This is a genomic window from Leifsonia sp. 71-9 (assembly GCF_001898805.1).
Taxonomy (GTDB): Bacteria; Actinomycetota; Actinomycetes; order Actinomycetales; family Microbacteriaceae; genus Leifsonia.
In genome coordinates this window covers 238,825-256,733 of the sequence record NZ_MKVJ01000020.1, presented here as the reverse complement: position 1 = coordinate 256,733, position 17,909 = coordinate 238,825, and the positions used below count along the sequence as shown (strand labels likewise).

The window sequence follows — 17,909 nt, the reverse complement described above, 5'->3', positions numbered from 1 at the left end:
TTTACAGCGCTGCATTTCTAGGGCACCATGGTCTCCATGACTTTCCCCGCCGCACGCACGCTCGATGGAACCTACCCGCGCCCTCAGCTGGTGCGCGAGCACTGGTCCGACCTCGGCGGCGTGTGGGCTTTCGCGTACGACGACGCGGACGAGGGCCTCGCGCAGTCCTGGCACACCGCCGGCGCCGCGGAGCGCTTCGATCGCGAGATCGTCGTCCCGTTCCCGCCGGAGTCGCCGTCGTCCGGGATCGGGGACACCGGATTCCACCCGGTCGTCTGGTACCGCCGCACGATCGGCGCGGGCGATCTCGAGGCCATCGGCGTGCGCGACGACGCGCCCCGCGTGATCCTGCACTTCGGCGCCGTCGACTACCGCGCCATGGTGTGGGTCGGCGGCCGGTTCGCCGGCGAGCACGAGGGCGGAGGGTCGCCGTTCTCGTTCGACGTGACCGAGCTCCTCGCCGCCGCGCAGCACGACGGAGACCCGTCGGGCATCCCGATCGTGGTGCGGGCGGAGGACGACCCCGCCGACCTGTCGCAACCGCGGGGCAAGCAGGACTGGCACCGCGAACCGCACTCCATCTGGTACCACCGCACCACGGGGATCTGGCAGCCGGTCTGGCTCGAAGCCGTCCCGGAGGTGGCGATCGAGCGCATCCACTGGACCCCCGACCTCGTCGGCGGCACCGTGGCGGCGCGCATCCGCCTGAGCCGGCCGGCCCGGGAGGGCGCCGAGCTCGCCATCGCCCTGAGCTACGACGGCCGGCCGCTCGGCACGGTCACCGTGCCCGCGACCGGACGCGCGGTGGAGGCGACCGTGCCGCTCCCCCAGCAGCGCAACGGCCAGGGGTACGAGGAACTGCTCTGGTCGCCCGAGCACCCGCGCCTCCTGGACGCCGTGGTCACGCTCGGGGCCGACACCGTCCACTCGTACCTCGGCCTGCGCTCCGCCGCCGTGGCCCGCGGGCGGTTCCTCCTCAACGACCGCCCGTACTACGTGCGGTCGGTGCTGAACCAGGGCTACTGGCCCGAGTCGCACCTCGCCGCGCCGTCGGCCGAGGGCCTGCGGGCCGAGGCCCAGCTCATCAAAGACCTCGGCTTCAACGCCGCACGCCTGCACCAGAAGTACGAGGACCCCCGGTTCCTGTTCTTCGCGGACACACTGGGCCTCCTGATCTGGGGCGAGTCCCCCGCCGCGTACGAGTTCACGCCGACGGCCGTGAACCGCACCGTGCGCGAGTGGACCGACATCGTCGACCGCGACTTCTCGCATCCCTCGATCGTCACCTGGGTGCCCCTGAACGAGAGCTGGGGCGTGCAGCACATCGCCCACGACCCCCGGATGCAGGAGTACGCCGCCTCCCTCGTCTCGCTGACCAGGGCGCTCGACCCGTCCCGTCCCGTCATCTCGAACGACGGCTGGGAGCACGTCGACTCCGACATCCTGTCGATCCACGACTACGAGGCGTCCGGGGAGGTCGTCGCGGCCCGCTACGGGTCGGCGGAGGCGATCGACGCGCTCGTCGACGGCGTCGGCCCCGCCGGTCGCCGGATGCTCGTGCGCGGCGCGCGCGACCCCGAGGCTCCCGTGATGCTCACCGAGTTCGGCGGCGTCTCGTTCGTCGACCGCGCGCACGACGTGGACGGGGCGTGGGGCTACTCGGCGGCGTCGAGCCCGGAGGACTTCGCCGAGCGCGTGGGCGCGCTGCTGGCGGCGACGCACGCGAGCCCGGTGCTCGCCGGCTTCTGCTACACCCAGCTCGCGGACACCGGCCAGGAGACCAACGGTCTCGTGACCGACGACCGCCGACCCAAGGCCCCGATCGAGCGCATCCGCGCGATGGTGCTCGGCCAGGCCTCCTGACCCCGCCCAGATTTGGCCCAAATGTCGTGAATAGCGCCCCTATTCGCGACATTTGGGCCAAATCGCGCGGGGGCTACGGGGCCCAGGTGCCGTCGGGGGCGACGTCGCGATCGAGCCAGAGGTGCGCGGTGCGCTCGCGGATGGCGTCGGCGCCGACACGGTCGAGCAGGGCCAGCGCGCCCAGATTGTCCTCGAACTGGTCGAGCCGGCTGACGCCGAAGAGCACGTTGGCGGCGGCGGGATGCGTCAGCACGAACGCGAGGCCGAGCTGCGTCGGCGTGGCGCCGAGGGAGGCGGCGATGCGCTCCACCTCGGGATAGGCGGCGACGATGCGCTCGCGGATCCCGCCGACGTCGGCGCCGATCTTGCGGGCGGGGGCGAGCTTGCCGGCCAGGATGCCGCCCTCGAAGACGTCGGACGCCTGCAGCGCCAGCCGTCCGTCGGCGAAGAGCGCGCCGTAGGGGTCCCCCTCCGCCATCGAGCGGCGGACGAGGCCGTACTTGAGCTGCGCGAAGGTCGGCGGGGTGAGCCCCTCCTCCTCCGCGACGTCGAGAGCGAGGCGCACATCCCCAATCAGCCAGTTGTTGACGCCCCAGGAGTCGAAGCGGCCCTTCGCGATCTCCGCGGCGACGTCGCGGACGATCCGGCGCACATCCACCTCCCCGAAGTAGTCGCCGACGACGACGAGATCGGCGCGGTCCACCCCGATGCGATCCAGGGAGACGGCGAGCTGATCGGCGAAGGAGGTCTGCGGGTACTCCCAGAGCCAGAGCTTGCCGCAGAGGAGGTAGTCCTCGCGCGCCAGCCCGGCGGCACGCACGGCCTCGCCGAACAGCAGGTCGGTGCGGGCGTTCTCGGCGTGCGGCCCCATGTTGTAGTGCGCGACGTCGAAGAAGGCGGCGCCGACCTCGTGGGCGCGGTGGATGAGCACGACGGCGTCGTCCGGCTCCATGCGATCCCAGGTGTTCCAGGAGCCGAGGGAGAACACGGGAACCTCGGGGCCGTTCGGGCCGAGCGGGCGGGTGGGGATGGTTCCGGTCTCGGGCACGAGGCCTCCTTGCGTCGAGCGGGCGATGTCGGTTTTTCTACACTCGTATAATATAACCACGCGCCGCGACCGCGCGGCCAGGAGCAGAGAGGCCCCACCATGACCGCATCCCCCTCCCCCGCCCGCACCGTCGTCGTCACCGGCGGCGCCGGCGGCATCGGCCGCGGCATCGGCCGCGCGTTCGCCGAGCTCGGCGACCGCGTCGTGCTGGCCGACGTCGACGCCGACGCGGTCGCCGCCGCCGCGAGCGACCTCGGTGTCGCGGCGGTGGCGGTCGACATCACCGATCCGGAGGCCGTCGCGGCGATGGTCGACCAGGTCGCCGCCGACCACGGTCCGGTCGACGTGCTCGTCAACAACGCCGGCGTGCTCTCGGTGCACGGCCGCCTGACCGAGCTCGCGGCGAGCGACTACGACCTCATCGTGCGCGTCAACATCCTCGGCACCTTCACCGTGACCCAGGCCGTCGCGCGCCACATGACCGCCGCCGGCACGCGCGGCTCCATCGTCAACATCTCGTCGATCGGCGGCCGCCAGCCGACCCCGGGCATGGGCGCCTACGAGTCGAGCAAGGCCGCCGTCGACTCCCTCACGCGCTGGGCCGCGATCGAGCTGGCCTCCGACGGGATCCGCGTCAACGCCGTCGCGCCCGGTCCGGTGCTCACGCCGATGCTGCAGCTCGGGATGCCCGAGGGCTCGCCGGAGCGCGCCGCCTGGTCGTCGCGCATCCCGCTCGGCCGCCTGGCGGAGGTCGACGACATCGCCCCGGCCGTGGTGTTCCTCGCCGGGGCGGACGCGGCGCACATCACCGGAGTCAGCCTCGCGGTCGACGGCGGGCAGCTGCTGGTCTGAGGCGAGGCCGCCCGCTCGGCCGGGCGGCCCTCCCCTCGACCCGGCTCACACCGACGAGACCGGCACCCGCTCGAACACGACATCGCCGTCGACCACGGTGAGGTCGACGCCGACGGAGGGCAGCTCGGCCGGCGCGAGGGTGAGCGGGTCCGCCTCCAGCACGCAGAGATCCGCCGCCTTGCGCGGCGCGAGCGAGCCCTTCCAGGCCGCGGCGCCGTCCTGCAGCGCGGGCACCGTGGTGTACGCCCGCAGGAGGGCGAGCATGCGGTCGCGCTCCTCGCCGGGCGCGGGTGCCCCGATCCAGGCGTCGGCGTCGGCGATCCCCTGCCGCCAGTCGGGGGCGAGGATGGGCGCGTCCGAGCTGAGCGACACCGGCACCCCGGCCTCCCACGCCGCCCGGATCGGCCACGCGGAGGCCGCGACCTCGTCGCCGAGCACGGCGGCGACCCAGGAGGCGGTGTGCGCGGCGATCCCCGCCTGCACGTTGAGCCCCATGCCGAGGCGGGCCATGCGGGCGAGGGCGTCGGGGCTCACGAGGTCGCCGTGGATGATGTAGTGGCCGAGGTCGGTCCTGGTCTGCGCGAGCGCCTCCTCGACGGCCTCGACGACGGTGTCGATGGTGCGGTCGCCGGTCGCGTGCACGCCGACCTGCAGGCCGAGCCGGTTGGCCTCCCGGATCATCCGGCGCAGGGCCGCGGCGCGCTCGTCGGGGTCGGCGCCGTCGATGAGGAGGCCGCCCTGCGTGCCGTCGGGGTACCGCCGGTGCGTCCACGCCTGGTGCATCGGCGGGATGCCGTCGGCGAAGATCTTGACGCCGGCGATCCGCAGCCGGCTGGGCCGGGCGGTCTCGTGCCGCAGGTCCGGCAGACCGGCGAGCACGTCGCGCAGGGAGCTCGGGCCGTCGAGCACCCCGAACAGCCCCAGGACGGTGACGCGCGCGGTGAGGGCGCGCTCGGCCTCCAGCTCGGCGTAGGCCTCGAAGACGTCCTGGCCGAAGCAGCCGGTCGGGCCGTCGTCCTCGCCGGGGCCGAGGCCGGGCTCGGTGTAGCTGGTGATGCCGAGGGAGGCGACCAGCTCGCCCGCGCGCAGGATCGCCGCGCGGCGCTCGTCGTGCGTGGTGAGCAGCGGGGACGCGCCGGAGGTGTCGTGCGGGTCACCGGTCGTTTCGATGCCGGCGGAGTCGTGCCCATCGGGAGCGGCCGCACCGGGCGCGTCCGCGTCGGCCGCGGCGCCCGGCCCGAACACCGTCTGCGGCCACATCGCGCCGAGCCAGGCCGCGTGCAGGTGCGAGTCGTTGATGCCCGGGAGCACGGCGCGGCCGTCGAGGTCGATGACGCGCGTGCCGCGGACGATCGTCTCGGCGACCTCGGCGTCGGTGCCCACGCGCAGCACGCGGCCATGCCGCACGGCGATGGCTTGGCCGGTGGTGCCCGCGTCGTCGAGCGCATGGACGACGCCGCCGCGCAGGACGAGGTCCGCGCTGCGGTCGGGGGTGGCTGCTGGCTGCACGGCTCCTCCTCGAGACGACCGGAGGGAGGCGGGATGCCCTCTTCCGATTTTGGTCAACGTATGTAGAATAACCCACACCGACGACATCCGCGCGTCGAGATCCGGAGCAATCGATGACGATCCCCCTGACTGTCCCGCGCACCACCCGCGCCGCCGTCCTCACCGCGCACGGCGAGCCGCTCGCGCTGCAGACCCTCCCCCTCCCGGAGACGATCGAGCCCGGTGCGGCGCTGGTCCGCATCTCGTGCGCCACGCTCTGCGGCACCGACATCGAGATCTGGTCGGGCGCGATGACCTTCCCCGGGATGCTGCCGCTCGTGCTCGGGCACGAGATGGTCGGCGAGGTGGTCGCCGTCGGCGAGGGCACGCGCGACGCCCTCGGCCGCCCGATCGCCGTCGGCGACCGCATCGGCTGGTCCGAGTCGACCTGCGGCGAGTGCTTCGGCTGCACCGTGCTGCGCGAGCCGGTCCACTGCTCGCGCCGCGGCTACGGGTTCCTGCAGCGCTCCGACGTTCCGCCCTACGCGACCGCGGGGCTGGCCGACCACGCCTACGTCGTGCCCGGCGCCGCCAAGCTGCTCCTGCCTCCCGAGGTCAAGGACACCTGGGCGTCGATGGCGGGCTGCGCGGCCAAGACCGTGCTGCGCGCCTTCTCCCGCGCCGGCGGCGTGCGCCCCGGTTCGCGCGTGGTCGTGCAGGGCTCGGGGGCGCTCGGCATCTTCGCGACGGCCGTCGCGCACCTCTCGGGCGCGGGCCAGGTCATCACGGTGGGCGCTCCGGCCGACCGGCTCGCGGCGGCGCGCCGCTTCGGGGCCGACGAGGTCGTCGACATCGCCGGCGGCTCGGAGGCGACCATCGAGCGCGTCCTCGCGCTGACCGACGGCGCGGGGGCGGACCTCGTGCTCGACTTCGCCGGGGCGCGCAGCGTGGGGCCCGAGGCCGTCGCGATGGCCGCCACCCGCGGCACCTTCGTCGTCGTCGGCTCGACCGGACCGGTCGGCGACCCCGTCGCGCTCAGCGCGATCATGGGCAAGGAGCTCACCGTCGTCGGCTCCCTCAACGGCGACATCGGCGACTACGCCCGCGCCGTCGACTTCTTCCGCGTCTTCGCCGACCGGATGCCGTGGGACGACCTGTTCAGCGCCCCGGTCGGCCTCGCCGAGGCGTCCGACCGCATCGCGACCATGGCCGCCCTCGGCGAGATCAAAGCCGTCATCGACCCGCGCCTCGGCTGAGCGCAGAAGGAGCAGCAGCGTGACCTCCCGCATCCCAACCCGCCCCATCGGCACCTCCGGCCTGGAGGCGAGCGTGCTCGCGCTCGGCTCCTGGCACACCTACGACCGGATGGACTTCGCCGACGCCGTCGACATGGTCTCGTTCGCGGTCGAGCACGGCGTGAACCTGTTCGACGTCGGCGTCTACGGCTTCCGCGGCATGCAGCCGCCCGTCTTCACCGACGTGCTGTTCTCGGCGATCGTGCGCGCCGCCGGCATCCCCCGCGAGCGCTACCTGCTCTCGGAGAAGCTCTGGCTCGAGGGCTTCGGCGAGGGAGGCTTCCGACCGCAGCTGGAGCACGCCCTCTTCCGCGTCGGCAGCGAGCACGCGGATCTCGTCATCCTCGGCGACCTGCGGCGCGACGACCTCGAGCTGCGCGACCTCGTGCTCGACCTGGCGCAGCTCGCCGAGGCCGGGCTCATCCGCGCCTGGGGCGTCAACAACTGGTCGGCGGCGAACATCCAGGCGCTCATCGACATCGCGGCGGCCGAGGGCGTTCCCGGGCCGCAGCTGGCGCAGCTCAAGTACAGCGTCGCACGCCGCTCCATTCCCGACGGCGCCCCCTTCGCCCGGCTCTGGGAGCAGGGCCTCTCGATGCAGGCGTCGGACGTGATGGAGGGCGGCATCCTGGCCGGCAACACCACGCCGGGCCGAGAGGTCGGCCGCGACCCGGGAGCGGTACGCGAGCGCATCGTCGCCGACGTTCCCGCCTTCGTCGCGCTGGCGGACGAGCTGGGGACGACCCCGGCGCAGCTCGCCGTCGCGTTCACCCTCACGCATCCCGCCACGGCCACCACCCTGTTCGGCGCGAGCCGGCTGGAGCAGGTGCAGGCGAACCTCGAGGCCGTCGCGCTGCTCGAGACGATCGGCGCCGACGTCATCCGCGAGCGGGTGGCGCCGTTCTGGGCCGACAAGGATGCGGTCGACCCCGAAGGCCCCTGAGGCCGCGAGACGACCGCTCCCCACCCTCCATCCACCCACCACCGCTGAGGAGTCCCCGATGATCCCCGTCCCGTTCGACCCCGACATCGCCCCCGTGCTCGACGCGATGGCCGCCGACCCGCAGCCCGCGCTCAGCCGCGAGACCATCCCCCTCACCCGCGACGGGGCGGCCACGGCCTTCCCGAGCGCGGAGGAGGTCATCGGCGACCTCCCGATCGACGCGCACGACCGCGTCATCCCCGGCCCCGCCGGTGCGCCCGACCTCGAGATCACGGTGCTGACGCCGCGCGGCCACGACGCGACGAAGCCGGCGCTGCCCGTGCTCTACAACATCCACGGCGGCGGCATGATCGTCGGGCACCGCAGCTGGGAGACGGGCCGCCTGGTGCAGCTCGTCGACGAGCTCGGGGTGATCGCCGTGAACGTCGAGTACCGCCTCGCCCCCGAGGACCCGTACCCGGCGGGTGTGGAGGACTGCTACGCCGGGCTGGTCTGGCTCGCCGCGAACGCCCGCGAGCTCGGCGCGGATCCCGACCGTATTGTCGTCATGGGCGGCAGCGCGGGAGGCGGGTTCGCCGCCGCGATCTCGCTGCTCGCCCGCGACCGCGGCGGCCCTGCGCTCGCGGGCCAGCTGCTCCTGTGCCCGATGATCGACAACACCAACACGACCGTCTCCAGCCGGCAGTACGCCGGGATCGGCACCTGGACGCGGGAGGCGAACCTGCTCGCGTGGGAGTGCGTGCTGGGCGAGCAGCTGGCGTTCAGCGCCGACGCGCCCGCCTACGCCGCGCCGACCCGCGCGGACGACCTCTCCGGCCTCCCGCACGCCTACATCGAGGTGGGCGCGGCCGAGCCGTTCCGCGACGAGGACGTGGAGTACGCCTCCCGCATCTGGGCGGTCGGCGGCGCGGCCGAGCTGCACGTGTGGTCGGGAGGCTTCCACGGCTTCGACATGTACGCCCCCGCGAGCGAGCTGACCCGGGCCGCGCTCGACGCGCGCTTCTCGTGGCTGCGCCGAGTGCTGGGCCTCTGATGACGACCGCGCCGCCTCCCGTGCCGTACGACCGGGAGCTCGAGCCCGGGCTGGCCGCCTTCCTCGACCTGGTCGAGCGCATCCCGCTGCGGGAGGACACGATCCTGGCGAACCGGGCGCACTTCGCCACGATCATCCCGCCCATCGAGCAGCAGGTCGCCGGCGTCCCCGTCACGTGGGAGGACCGTGTCGTCCCCGGTCCCACGGGCGCACCCGACGTGGCCGTCACGATCGTCCGGCCCGTGGAGGCCGCAGCCGGCGCACCCGGCGTGCTCGGCATCCACGGCGGCGGGCAGGTGCTCGGCACGCGCTTCTTCGGGACGGGCGAGCTCATCGACCTGGCCGTGCGGCACGGCGTCGTGGGCGTCGCCGTCGAGTACCGGCTCTCCCCCGAGCATCCCGGAACCGCCGCGGGCGAGGACTGCTATGCGGCGCTGGTGTGGATGGCGGAGCACGCCGACGAGCTCGGCATCGACCCCGCCCGCCTCCTCGTCTCCGGAGCGAGCGCGGGCGGCGGACTCTCCGCGGCCGTCGCGCTGATGGCGCGCGACCGCGGCGGCCCCGCTCTGGCCGGGCAGCTGCTGAACTGCCCGATGCTCGACGACCGCAACCGCACGCCGTCGAGCCGTCAGTACGACGGCATCGGCGCGTGGGACCGCAACAACAACGACACCGCGTGGGACGCCATCCTCGGCTCCGACCGCTTCACCGACCGGGTCTCGCCGTACTCCGCTCCAGCGCGCGCCGTGAACCTCTCCGGCCTGCCGCCCGCGTACGTCGAGGTCGGCGCCGCCGAGGTGTTCCGGGACGAGTCGATCGACTACGCGAGCCGCATCTGGGCGACGGGCGGCGAGGCCGAGCTGCACGTCTGGTCGGGCGCGTACCACGGCTTCTCCGGCTTCTCGCCGGACGCGATCGTGTCCCGCGCCGCGCTCGACGCCCGCGACAGCTGGGTGCGGCGCGTGCTGCGGCTGCCGTGAGCGGGCTGCCGGGCGTCGCCGCGGGAGCCGGCTCCGGGGCCGGTGGGGCCGGTGCGGGCGGTGCCGCCGGGCCCGTGATGAGCGTGCGACGCAGCATCCTCGTGCTCGGCGTGCTGGAGGCGTTCGGCCCGCTCTCGATGGACCTCTACCTCCCGCAGCTCCCCCAGCTCGCCGGCAGTCTCGGCACGAGCGACGCCCTGGCCCAGGCCACGATGTCGGTGTGCATGGTCGGCCTCGGCGTCGGCCAGCTGGTCGCCGGTCCCCTCTCCGACCGGTTCGGGCGGCGTCGACCCCTGCTGGTCGGGGTCGCGCTGTTCGCGATCCTGTCGCTGGTGTGCGCCCTCGCCCCGACCATCCAGGTGCTCCTGGTCGCCCGTCTGCTTCAAGGACTCGCGGGGTCGGCCGGCCTCGTCATCACGATGGCGGTCGCACGCGACATGTACAGCGGCGTCGAGCTGTCCAGGATGCTGTCGCTGCTGGCGCTCGTCAGCGCCTCCACCCCGATCATCGCGCCCGTCATCGGCGGTGCGCTCGCGCTCGTGCTCGACTGGCGCGGGATCTTCGGTGTGCTCGCCGGGATCGGCGCCGCGCTGTTCGTCCTCGCGCTCACGGGCCTGCGCGAGACCCTGCCGCCGGGGCTGCGGCACGGCGGTGGTCTGCGTCGGACGGCCGCCGACTTCCGCGCCCTCTCGCGAGACGGCCTCTTCCTCGTCATCGTCATCGCCGCGGCGGCCGGCGGCGCCGCGTTCTTCGGGTACCTCTCGATGTCGAGCTTCGTGCTGCAGGACGGGTTCGGCCTCAGCCCGCAGCAGTTCAGCCTCTTCTTCGCCCTCAACGCCCTGGCCAACCTGGCGGGCGCTCAACTCAGCCGGGTGCTCGTCCGCCGCCTCGGGCCGGCCCGGCTGTACCTGATCGGGCAGGTCTCCACCGTCGCGGCCGCCCTCCTGCTGCTGGCCGGGGTGCTGCTCGGCTGGGGCGTCGCGGGCGTGCTGGCCGCCCTCGCCTGCTTCCTCTTCGCCTCCGGCGTCGGCGGCCCGAACGGCACGGCGCTGGCGCTCAACGGGCACGGGATGCGCGCGGGCACCGCCGCCGCCGTGCTCGGCACCGTGACCTTCACCGTCGGCCCCATCGTCGGGCCGTTCGCCGCGCTCGGCGGCACGACCGCCCTCAGCATGGCGCTCACCATCGCGATCGCCGCGACCATCGCCGGGGTGTGTGCGTTCTCGGCGGCGCGGCCGCTGCTGGCGGTGGGGCGGTAGAGCACCGGGGGCATGTGCGGCTGAACGGAATCCCGGTGCCGCCGAATCCGACGCACACGGCCTCTGGAGGCGGGGTGCGGCCCGGCGGCTCGACGCGGCGTTTCAGAGCTGCTCGGACGAGCCCGCTCGCGGTGCAGCCGAGCAGGACGGCGAGGCCGCCACGCCAGACCGGAGCCGGCCAGCCGAGCAGGATCAGGACGACCACGGTCAGCAGCGCGACAGCGACGAACGCGGCGAAGGGATACGTGACGAGGGCGGGGGCGCGCCGCCAGTCCTCGGAGCGGAGGAGTTCAGCGAGAAACTTCACCACGCGGTTGGCGCTGCGTCCGCCGGCGCGGGTGGAGTCTCTGACATTCGACATGTGTTAGTCGAATATCATAAGCGCCGCCCGAACCGTGGTCCACGGTTTCTACGCCGGGTAATGCATGCACGGAACGGCCGACGACGGCCGGGCCCGCTACTCCGCGTCGCGTCCGCGGCGCGCCCGGATCACCAGCAGCACCGCGCCACCCGCGAGCAGCACGACCGCCACGACGACGATGATCCACGGGACGCTCGAGCCGGTCGCCGCCAGGGTCGCCGCTCCCGGAGCGGCCGGGTCGACGGCGGTCGCCGCGACCGCCGCGACCGTCACCGGGGCGGTGCTCGCGGCGACGGCGCTGCCGACGACGATCTGCACTGGGAACGAGCCGGCGCGCTGCGTGCTTGCCAGGACGAAGGAGAAGGCGGCGGCGCCGTTCGCGTCGGAGGTCCCGGAGAACACCGTGGTGCCGTCGAAGGTCGCGGTGAACGCGACCCCGGCGGGCAGGCCCGTCACCGACACGGGGACGGTGGCGCCGGGCAGCACGGATGCGACGACGGACGAGGTGGTCGTCGCGGCGGGTGCGTACGACCAGGTGACGGTGACCTCGGCGATGCCCGGGTTGCCGGGGTTCGCGGTCGCGGTCAGACCGGGAGCGAGGTAGCCGGAGCCGCCGCCTCCCGGGGCCACGACGTCGATGTCGAGATCGCCGTTGGACACGTTGCGCATGACACCGCCCGCACCGCCTCCGGCGTATCCGGCGCCGCCTGCGCCGCCGGTGCGGTCGACGGCGCCGATCGCGATCGTGCTGCCGGTGCCGCCGGCCACGGGGAGGCCGCCCGCGGGCGACTGTCCCGCGGTTCCGGGAGCGACACCGGTTCCTCCCGCGCCGCCGACGGTGCTGCCACCGATCCCGTTGGCCGGGAGGGTGCCGAAGGCCGCGCCGGAACCGCCGGGCGTGACGCCGGCCGTGGCGGGTGCGCCGCCCGCGCCTCCCGCGTAGGAGGCGAACACCTGGTCGGGCAGGGTGAGGAGGCCCGCGTAGCCCGCGCCGCCGCCACCACCGGCGATGGCGAGCGTGCTGCCGTCGGCGGAGATCGAACTGCCGCCGCCGACGCCGCCGACCGTGTAGCCGAGGGTCTTTCCGGCGTAGGCCGCGCCCAGGTCGATGGTCGCGCTGCCTCCGGCGCCGCCGACACCGGCGGGATCGGGGCTGATCTGCGCGGCCACGGGCGCACCCGCGCCTCCGGCCACGGTCACCGACACGGATGCGACGCCGACCGGGATCGCCACGATGCCGGTGGAGGGGGTGTCGAACGTGACGCTGCAGTCCGTGAGGCAGACCGAGGCGGGCGCCCCGACGGCCGCGGTCGGCGCGACGGCCAGCAGCGCGGCGGTCGCGGCGGCACCGAGGACGGACAGGGTGGCGGGGAGGAGGCGGCGTCGACGCACGGGGATCCTTCGGGTCGGGCGAGGCGGGTCTGGTGGGAGGCGGCGGCTCCCGGCGGCCCAGCGAGAAGGACACGCCCGGGAGGCGGCGCTCACCGCACAGCCTAGCGGCCCGGTGATCGCCCTTCCGGCACTCGTTCGGAGATCACGCCGCGCTCTCGCGCAGCCGCAGCCAGGCCGCCCGGCGCTCCGCCTGCTTCGCCGGATCGGCGATGGGCGAGGCGGTGAGCAGCCGACGCGAATAGGGATGCTGCGGTTCGCGGGTGATCTGCTCGCCGTCGCCGGTCTCCACGATCTCGCCGTGGTACATGACCGCAACACGGTGGCAGATGCGGCGCACGACGCCGAGGTCGTGCGAGACGAACAGATAGGAGACGCCGGTGTCGCGCTGCAGCTCGATGAACAGATCGATGATCGTGGCCTGCGTCGTGAGGTCGAGCGCGCTGACCGGCTCGTCGCAGACGATCAGGCGCGGCTTGCGCACGAGCGCCCGGGCGATCGCGATGCGCTGGCGCTGGCCGCCGGAGAACTCCTTCGGGTACCGGTCGACGACGGCCGCCGGCAGCTTCACCCGGTCGAGCATCTCCTGCACGGTCGCGCGGGCCTCCTTGCGCCCGGCGCCCGCGGTCGTCAGCGGCTCGGCGAGGATCTCCCCGATCGTCATGGCCGGGTTCAGCGACCCGTACGGATCCTGGAACACGACCTGGATGCTCGACGCCAGCTCGCGCCGCTTGGCGCCCTTCAGCCGGGTGATGTCGCGCCCGTCGAACGCGATCGTGCCGCTCGTGACCGGGACGAGCCCGAGGATCGCCTTGCCGAGGGTCGACTTGCCCGAGCCCGACTCCCCCACCAGACCGACGCACTCGCCCGCGCCGACCTCGATCGACACCTCTTTGAGTGCCCGGAAGGAGCCGCGCCGCTGACCGTAGTCGACGACGACGTTCTCGGCCCGGAGCAGTGGAGTGCCGTGTGCCGGAGTGGATGCGGCGGTCATGCCAGCACCGCCTTTCGCGTGTCGGAGGTGCCCGCGGACGCCTGAGCGGCATCCAGCTGGGCGCGGCTCTCGGCCCCGTCGAGGGAGGCCGCGATGAGCTCGCGGGTGTAGTCGCTGGTGGGCTGGGCGAAGATCCGGTCGACGGCGCCGATCTCCACGATCGCGCCGTCGCGCATCACCACGACGCGATCGCAGATGTCGGCGACGACGCCGAAGTTGTGGGTGACGATGACGAGCGCCATCTGGTACTCCTGCTGCAGCTCGCGCAGCAGCTCGAGCACCTCCGCCTGCACCGTCACGTCGAGTGCGGTGGTCGGCTCGTCGGCCACGAGCACCGACGGCTTGCCCGCGATGGCGCCGGCGATCAGCACCCGCTGGGCCATGCCGCCGGAGAGCTGGTGCGGGTACGACTTCATGACCCGCGGCGGATCGACGATGCCGACCTTCTCGAGCATCTCCAGCGCGCGGGCGCGGGCCTCGGCGCGGGAGAGCTTGTGCACGGTGCGCAGCGGCTCCATCAGCTGCGAGCCGATGGTGAACGACGGGTCGAGGTTCGACATCGGCTCCTGCGGGATGTAGCCGACCTCGTGGCCGAGCAGCCGCTGCCGGTCGCGATGGTCCAGCCGCGTGACGTCGCGCCCGCCGATCCAGATGGCGTCGGCCGTGCACGCGCCGCCGGCCGGCAGCAGGTCCAGGATGCTGAAGACGGTCTGCGACTTGCCGGAGCCGGACTCCCCCACGATGCCGAGCACCTCGCCCGGCGCGACGTCGAGGGTGATGCCGTGCACGACCTCCACCTCGCCGCCGTCCGGTTTCGCGTACGAGACGCGCAGGTCGGTGATCTGCACGGCCGAGTCGACGGACTTGTGGGCGACCGCGCCGGTGGAGGTGGTGACGGCCGCCGGCTCCGCGCCGGATGTCCGCCGCAGCCGCCGGCGACGCGCGACGGGGGTCTTCACCGTGACCACGTCGGCGAGCGTCGAGCCGAGCACCGCGAGCGCCGCGATCGTGATGCCCAGCGCCAGCGACGGCCAGAGCAGCAGCAGCGGGCTGGTCAGCATGGTGCGGAAGCCCTCGTTCATCATCGCGCCCCAGCCGGGCGTCTTGCCGCCGCCGATGCCGAGGAACTGCAGACCGGCCTGCATGCCCATCGCGAGCCCGGCGGTCAGCGCGGTCTGGATGATGACGGGCGCGTAGACCGCCTTGACGATGTGGCGCGACATGATCCGCAGGTCGCCGAGGCCGGAGACGCGCGCCGCATCCACGTACGGCTCGTTGCGCACGGCCAGCACGGTCGACCGGGTGAGGCGGAAGTAGCCGGGCGCCATGAACACGCCGAGCGTCGCCATCAGCACGGTGAAGTCGTTGCGGGTGCCCGCGGCGACGATCAGCAGGATGATCATGCCGGGGACGGCCTGGAGCGCGTCGCTCACCCAGGTGGCGGTGCGGTCGAAGGCGCGGCCGTAGTATCCGGCCGCGAGTCCGGCGGGCACGCCGACCAGGAGCGCGACGACGATGGTCACGAACGCGCCCCAGAGGGTGGACTGGGTGCCCCAGATCAGCCGGCTCAGCACATCCCGGCCCGAGCTGTCCCCACCGAGCGGATGGGCCGCGCTCGGCGCCGCCTTGGTGAGGGCGAGATCGACGAAGTTCGGGTCGTGCGGCGACAGCAGCGGGGCGAAGAACGCGACGAGGAGCACGAGCACGAGGATCCCGAACGACACCGCGCCGGCGGGGCGCTTCAGGAATCGCACGAACGTGGAGCCGCGGCGCGGGGTGGCCGCCGCCTTCGCGGAGTCCCGCGGGTCGATGATCACTTCGGTCGCCGTCATTGCACACGCGCCTTCGGGTTGATCCAGCCGAGCACCACGTCGAGGAGGAAGTTCACGATCACCACGAAGATGACCGTGACGACCGTGATGCCGAGCAGGATGGGGATGTCGCCGTTCTGGGAGGAGCCCGAGGTGAGGGCGCCGATCCCCGGCAGGGAGAAGATCTGCTCCACCACGATCGCGCCGCCCAGTAGGCCGACGAACATCAGGGCGAGCACGGTGAGGGCGGCCGGGGCCGCGTTGCGCACGAGGTGCACGACCACGCGCGGCTGCGAGAGGCCGCGGCTGCGCAGGGTGCGCACGTAGTCCTGGCTGTTCGCGGAGATGATCGCGTTGCGCAGCTGCTCGGCGATCATCACGATCGCACCGAGCGACAGCGCGATGGCCGGGAGGGTGATCGACCGCAGCCAGCCCTCCACGCTCAGCGCCGGCTGCACGTAGCCGACGGCGGGGAACCACTTGAGGTCGACCGCGAACCAGATCACCAGCACGAGGCTCACCCAGAAGCCGGGGAGCGCGAACAGGATGACGGACGCGGCCTTGACGACCTTGTCCAGGATGCTGCCCGGGCGGAGGCCCGCCGCCACCCCGAAGAGGGCGCCGAACACGGCGGAGAGCAGCGTCGCCGCCGTCACGACGGAGAGCGTGACCGGCAGCTTGAGGGCGATCTGGGCGCCGACCGGCTGGAAGTTGCGCCAGGAGGTGCCGAAGTCGCCGACGGCGGCGTGGCTCGCCCAGTCCCAGAACTGCACGAGCAGCGGGCGGTCCGTGCCGATCTTGGCCGCGAGGGCCGCCTGCTGGGCGGGCGTGGCCGCGCTGCCGAGCAGGCCGGCGGTGGGGTCGCCGATCGCGAGATGGGCGAGGAAGAAGGTGCCGACGGAGACGGCGACCAGGAGGATCACGCCCGAGACGAGCCTCTTGACCGTGAATCTGATCATGTGCGGGGTTCCTGTCGATGCCGGTGGCGGTCGATGGCGGGGGGGGACGGGAGGGAGGGCGGGCCGCGCTGGTGGCGCGACCCGCCGCTCCACTAGCCCTTGACGGCGATCTGCCGCAGGGTGGGGAACATCATCCCGACGACCGGGGTCACCTGGATGCCGGAGGTGCTGACGTAGCTGTTGTTCGCCTGGTACCAGACCGAGTACCACGCCTTCTGCGTCACGAGCGTGTTGAGCGCCTCGATCTGCTTCTCCTGGTCGGCCGGGTCGGCCGTGAGCACCTTCTGCACGGCGGCCTGCACGTCCGGGAACTGGTCGACCTGCGGGGTCGGGTTGTACCACTGCGGCAGGTTGATCTGGCGCTGCACGGTCGCGACCGGGTTGGCGTCCATCGAGAGGAAGGCGACGAACATCGGGTAGGTCGGGGCGTTCTTCTGGTAGTCCATGTACTGCATGTCGTCCCAGGTGACGGTGATCCCGAGCTCCTTGAAGACCTGGTCGGCCACGGGCTGCCAGACCTGGAAGACCTGCGACATCGGCATGTGCAGCTCGAAGCCGTTCGCGTAGCCGGCCTCGGCCAGGAGCGACTTCGCCTTGCTGATGTTGGACTTGTACATGTCGTCCAGCGAGGTCAGGTTGCCGGGCAGACCGGCAGGGAAGACCTGGTTCGAGACCTTGCCCGCGCCGTTGCCGACCGACTTCAGGATGTTCGCGCCGTCGAACGCGTAGTTGAGCGCCTGGCGCACCTTGATGTCGCCGAGCGGCTTGAACTTCGAGCCGGTGCGGTCGGTGAACTGCAGGCCGACCCAGCCGGAGACCTTCGCGGCCACGTTCCAGCTGTTCGCCGACGCCTGCTTGAGCGCGGTGTCGTCGGCGTAGTTGACGTTGATCTGGCCGGAGAGCATCGCGTTGTCGCGGGCGGTCGCATCCTGGATCGGGTAGATCGCGAGCGGGTCGAACGGGAACTGCTTGGCGTCCCAGTGGTTCGCGACCTTGGTGAAGTGGTACTCGGAGCCGGCGACGCTCGAGGAGGCGAGCGTGTACGGGCCGGAGCCGACCGGCTCCTTCGCGAGGGTGCCGGCGGCGATCGCCTTCGGCGCCATCATGTAGCTGCGGCCGATGCCCATGAAGTACAGGAGGGTGTCGTCGCGCTGCGTCAGGTCGATCTCGACGGTGGTGGGATCGACCGCGACGAACTTCTCGACGTTCTCGTAGGCCTCGCCGCTGCGCGCGCCCTGCTTGAGGTAGTCGAGGCTCTTCACGGCCGCGTCGGCGTCGAACTTCTCGCCGTCGGAGAACTTCACCCCGGTGCGGAGCGTGAGGGTGACCTTCTTGAAGTCGTCCGAGACCTTCCATGCTGTGGCGAGGGCCGGGACGGGCTTGCCGTCGCCGTCGGAGGCGATCAGCGGGTCGTAGACGGCGGACAGGTACGGTCCGTCGAAGCCGATGTCGGCCAGGGAGGGATCCCAGCTGGTGACGTCGGCGAAGTTGCCGATGTTGAGCGGTCCGCCGGCGGCGCCGGTGGTCGATTTCGTGTCGCTTCCCCCGGAGCCGCAGGCGCTCAGCGCCAGTGCGGTCGCGGCGGCCAGGGCCACCGCGATCAGTGCCTTCTTCATCTTGTCTTCTCTCGGTTC

At 72.8% G+C, this 17,909-nt stretch carries 14 protein-coding genes; 7 read left to right on the top strand and 7 right to left on the bottom strand.

Features of this window, described 5'->3' with window-relative positions; translation table 11 throughout:
• The first annotated feature begins 36 nt into the window (after positions 1 to 36).
• Positions 37 to 1,863, top strand: coding sequence for a glycoside hydrolase family 2 TIM barrel-domain containing protein (locus tag BGO91_RS16225; RefSeq protein WP_366925299.1), 1,827 nt, complete (start codon positions 37 to 39; stop codon positions 1,861 to 1,863).
• 73 nt (positions 1,864 to 1,936) lie between these two features.
• Here BGO91_RS16225 and BGO91_RS16220 read toward each other — a convergent pair whose 3' ends face one another.
• On the bottom strand, positions 1,937 to 2,911 hold the full coding sequence (locus BGO91_RS16220; RefSeq protein WP_290473757.1) for an aldo/keto reductase: 975 nt from the start codon (positions 2,909 to 2,911) through the stop codon (positions 1,937 to 1,939).
• Positions 2,912 to 3,010: 99 nt separating this feature from the next.
• Between BGO91_RS16220 and BGO91_RS16215 the strand changes: the two genes are divergently transcribed.
• Positions 3,011 to 3,763 (top strand): SDR family NAD(P)-dependent oxidoreductase, encoded by a 753-nt coding sequence (locus BGO91_RS16215; RefSeq protein ID WP_290473756.1) that lies wholly within the window; start codon positions 3,011 to 3,013, stop codon positions 3,761 to 3,763.
• Between the two features lie 45 nt (positions 3,764 to 3,808).
• Here the strand turns inward: BGO91_RS16215 and BGO91_RS16210 are convergent, their stop codons facing one another.
• Positions 3,809 to 5,272 carry an amidohydrolase family protein gene (locus tag BGO91_RS16210; protein WP_290473755.1) on the bottom strand — a complete coding sequence of 488 codons (1,464 nt, stop codon included), beginning with the start codon at positions 5,270 to 5,272 and terminating at the stop codon, positions 3,809 to 3,811.
• A gap of 113 nt (positions 5,273 to 5,385) precedes the next feature.
• On the opposite strand from BGO91_RS16210, the gene BGO91_RS16205 reads away from it, so the two are divergent.
• Genes BGO91_RS16205 through BGO91_RS16185 form a run of 5 tightly spaced genes read left to right on the top strand, consistent with a single transcriptional unit; the run spans position 5,386 to position 10,761 of the window.
• A complete protein-coding gene (locus BGO91_RS16205) occupies positions 5,386 to 6,507 on the top strand; it encodes a zinc-binding dehydrogenase (RefSeq protein WP_290473754.1) in 1,122 nt (373 codons plus the stop codon).
• Positions 6,508 to 6,526: 19 nt separating this feature from the next.
• Positions 6,527 to 7,489 carry an aldo/keto reductase gene (locus BGO91_RS16200; RefSeq protein WP_290473753.1) on the top strand — a complete coding sequence of 321 codons (963 nt, stop codon included), beginning with the start codon at positions 6,527 to 6,529 and terminating at the stop codon, positions 7,487 to 7,489.
• A 58-nt stretch (positions 7,490 to 7,547) separates the two neighbouring features.
• Positions 7,548 to 8,522, top strand: a complete 975-nt coding sequence (locus BGO91_RS16195; protein ID WP_290473752.1) for an alpha/beta hydrolase — start codon at positions 7,548 to 7,550, stop codon at positions 8,520 to 8,522.
• Positions 8,522 to 9,502, top strand: a complete 981-nt coding sequence (locus BGO91_RS16190) for an alpha/beta hydrolase (RefSeq protein ID WP_290473751.1) — start codon at positions 8,522 to 8,524, stop codon at positions 9,500 to 9,502. Before BGO91_RS16195 ends, BGO91_RS16190 begins: the two co-directional genes overlap by 1 nt.
• Entirely contained in the window at positions 9,499 to 10,761 is a 1,263-nt protein-coding gene (locus tag BGO91_RS16185) for a multidrug effflux MFS transporter (protein WP_290473750.1), read from the top strand. The genes BGO91_RS16190 and BGO91_RS16185 overlap by 4 nt, the downstream gene beginning before the upstream one ends.
• A 457-nt stretch (positions 10,762 to 11,218) precedes the next feature.
• Here BGO91_RS16185 and BGO91_RS16180 read toward each other — a convergent pair whose 3' ends face one another.
• The 5 genes from BGO91_RS16180 to BGO91_RS16160 all read right to left on the bottom strand — a co-directional run bounded on the left by BGO91_RS16180 (position 11,219) and on the right by BGO91_RS16160 (position 17,891).
• Entirely contained in the window at positions 11,219 to 12,514 is a 1,296-nt protein-coding gene (locus BGO91_RS16180; RefSeq protein ID WP_290473749.1) for a hypothetical protein, read from the bottom strand.
• A 142-nt stretch (positions 12,515 to 12,656) separates the two neighbouring features.
• On the bottom strand, positions 12,657 to 13,505 hold the full coding sequence (locus tag BGO91_RS16175) for an ATP-binding cassette domain-containing protein (protein ID WP_290473748.1): 849 nt from the start codon (positions 13,503 to 13,505) through the stop codon (positions 12,657 to 12,659).
• Positions 13,502 to 15,337 (bottom strand): dipeptide/oligopeptide/nickel ABC transporter permease/ATP-binding protein, encoded by a 1,836-nt coding sequence (locus BGO91_RS16170; RefSeq protein WP_290473747.1) that lies wholly within the window; start codon positions 15,335 to 15,337, stop codon positions 13,502 to 13,504. Before BGO91_RS16170 ends, BGO91_RS16175 begins: the two co-directional genes overlap by 4 nt.
• Positions 15,334 to 16,275, bottom strand: a complete 942-nt coding sequence (locus tag BGO91_RS16165) for an ABC transporter permease (RefSeq protein ID WP_290473746.1) — start codon at positions 16,273 to 16,275, stop codon at positions 15,334 to 15,336. Before BGO91_RS16165 ends, BGO91_RS16170 begins: the two co-directional genes overlap by 4 nt.
• Positions 16,276 to 16,367: 92 nt before the next feature.
• Positions 16,368 to 17,891 carry an ABC transporter substrate-binding protein gene (locus tag BGO91_RS16160; protein WP_290473745.1) on the bottom strand — a complete coding sequence of 508 codons (1,524 nt, stop codon included), beginning with the start codon at positions 17,889 to 17,891 and terminating at the stop codon, positions 16,368 to 16,370.
• Between the last annotated feature and the right edge of the window lie 18 nt (positions 17,892 to 17,909).

Coding starts and splice junctions, on each gene's coding strand:
- BGO91_RS16170 (WP_290473747.1), bottom strand. CDS start 15,337: ATGACGGCGACCGAAGTGATCATCGACCCGCGGGACTCCGCGAAGGCG.
- BGO91_RS16175 (WP_290473748.1), bottom strand. CDS start 13,505: ATGACCGCCGCATCCACTCCGGCACACGGCACTCCACTGCTCCGGGCC.
- BGO91_RS16215 (WP_290473756.1), top strand. CDS start 3,011: ATGACCGCATCCCCCTCCCCCGCCCGCACCGTCGTCGTCACCGGCGGC.
- BGO91_RS16225 (WP_366925299.1), top strand. CDS start 37: ATGACTTTCCCCGCCGCACGCACGCTCGATGGAACCTACCCGCGCCCT.
- BGO91_RS16205 (WP_290473754.1), top strand. CDS start 5,386: ATGACGATCCCCCTGACTGTCCCGCGCACCACCCGCGCCGCCGTCCTC.
- BGO91_RS16195 (WP_290473752.1), top strand. CDS start 7,548: ATGATCCCCGTCCCGTTCGACCCCGACATCGCCCCCGTGCTCGACGCG.
- BGO91_RS16160 (WP_290473745.1), bottom strand. CDS start 17,891: ATGAAGAAGGCACTGATCGCGGTGGCCCTGGCCGCCGCGACCGCACTG.
- BGO91_RS16190 (WP_290473751.1), top strand. CDS start 8,522: ATGACGACCGCGCCGCCTCCCGTGCCGTACGACCGGGAGCTCGAGCCC.
- BGO91_RS16165 (WP_290473746.1), bottom strand. CDS start 16,275: ATGATCAGATTCACGGTCAAGAGGCTCGTCTCGGGCGTGATCCTCCTG.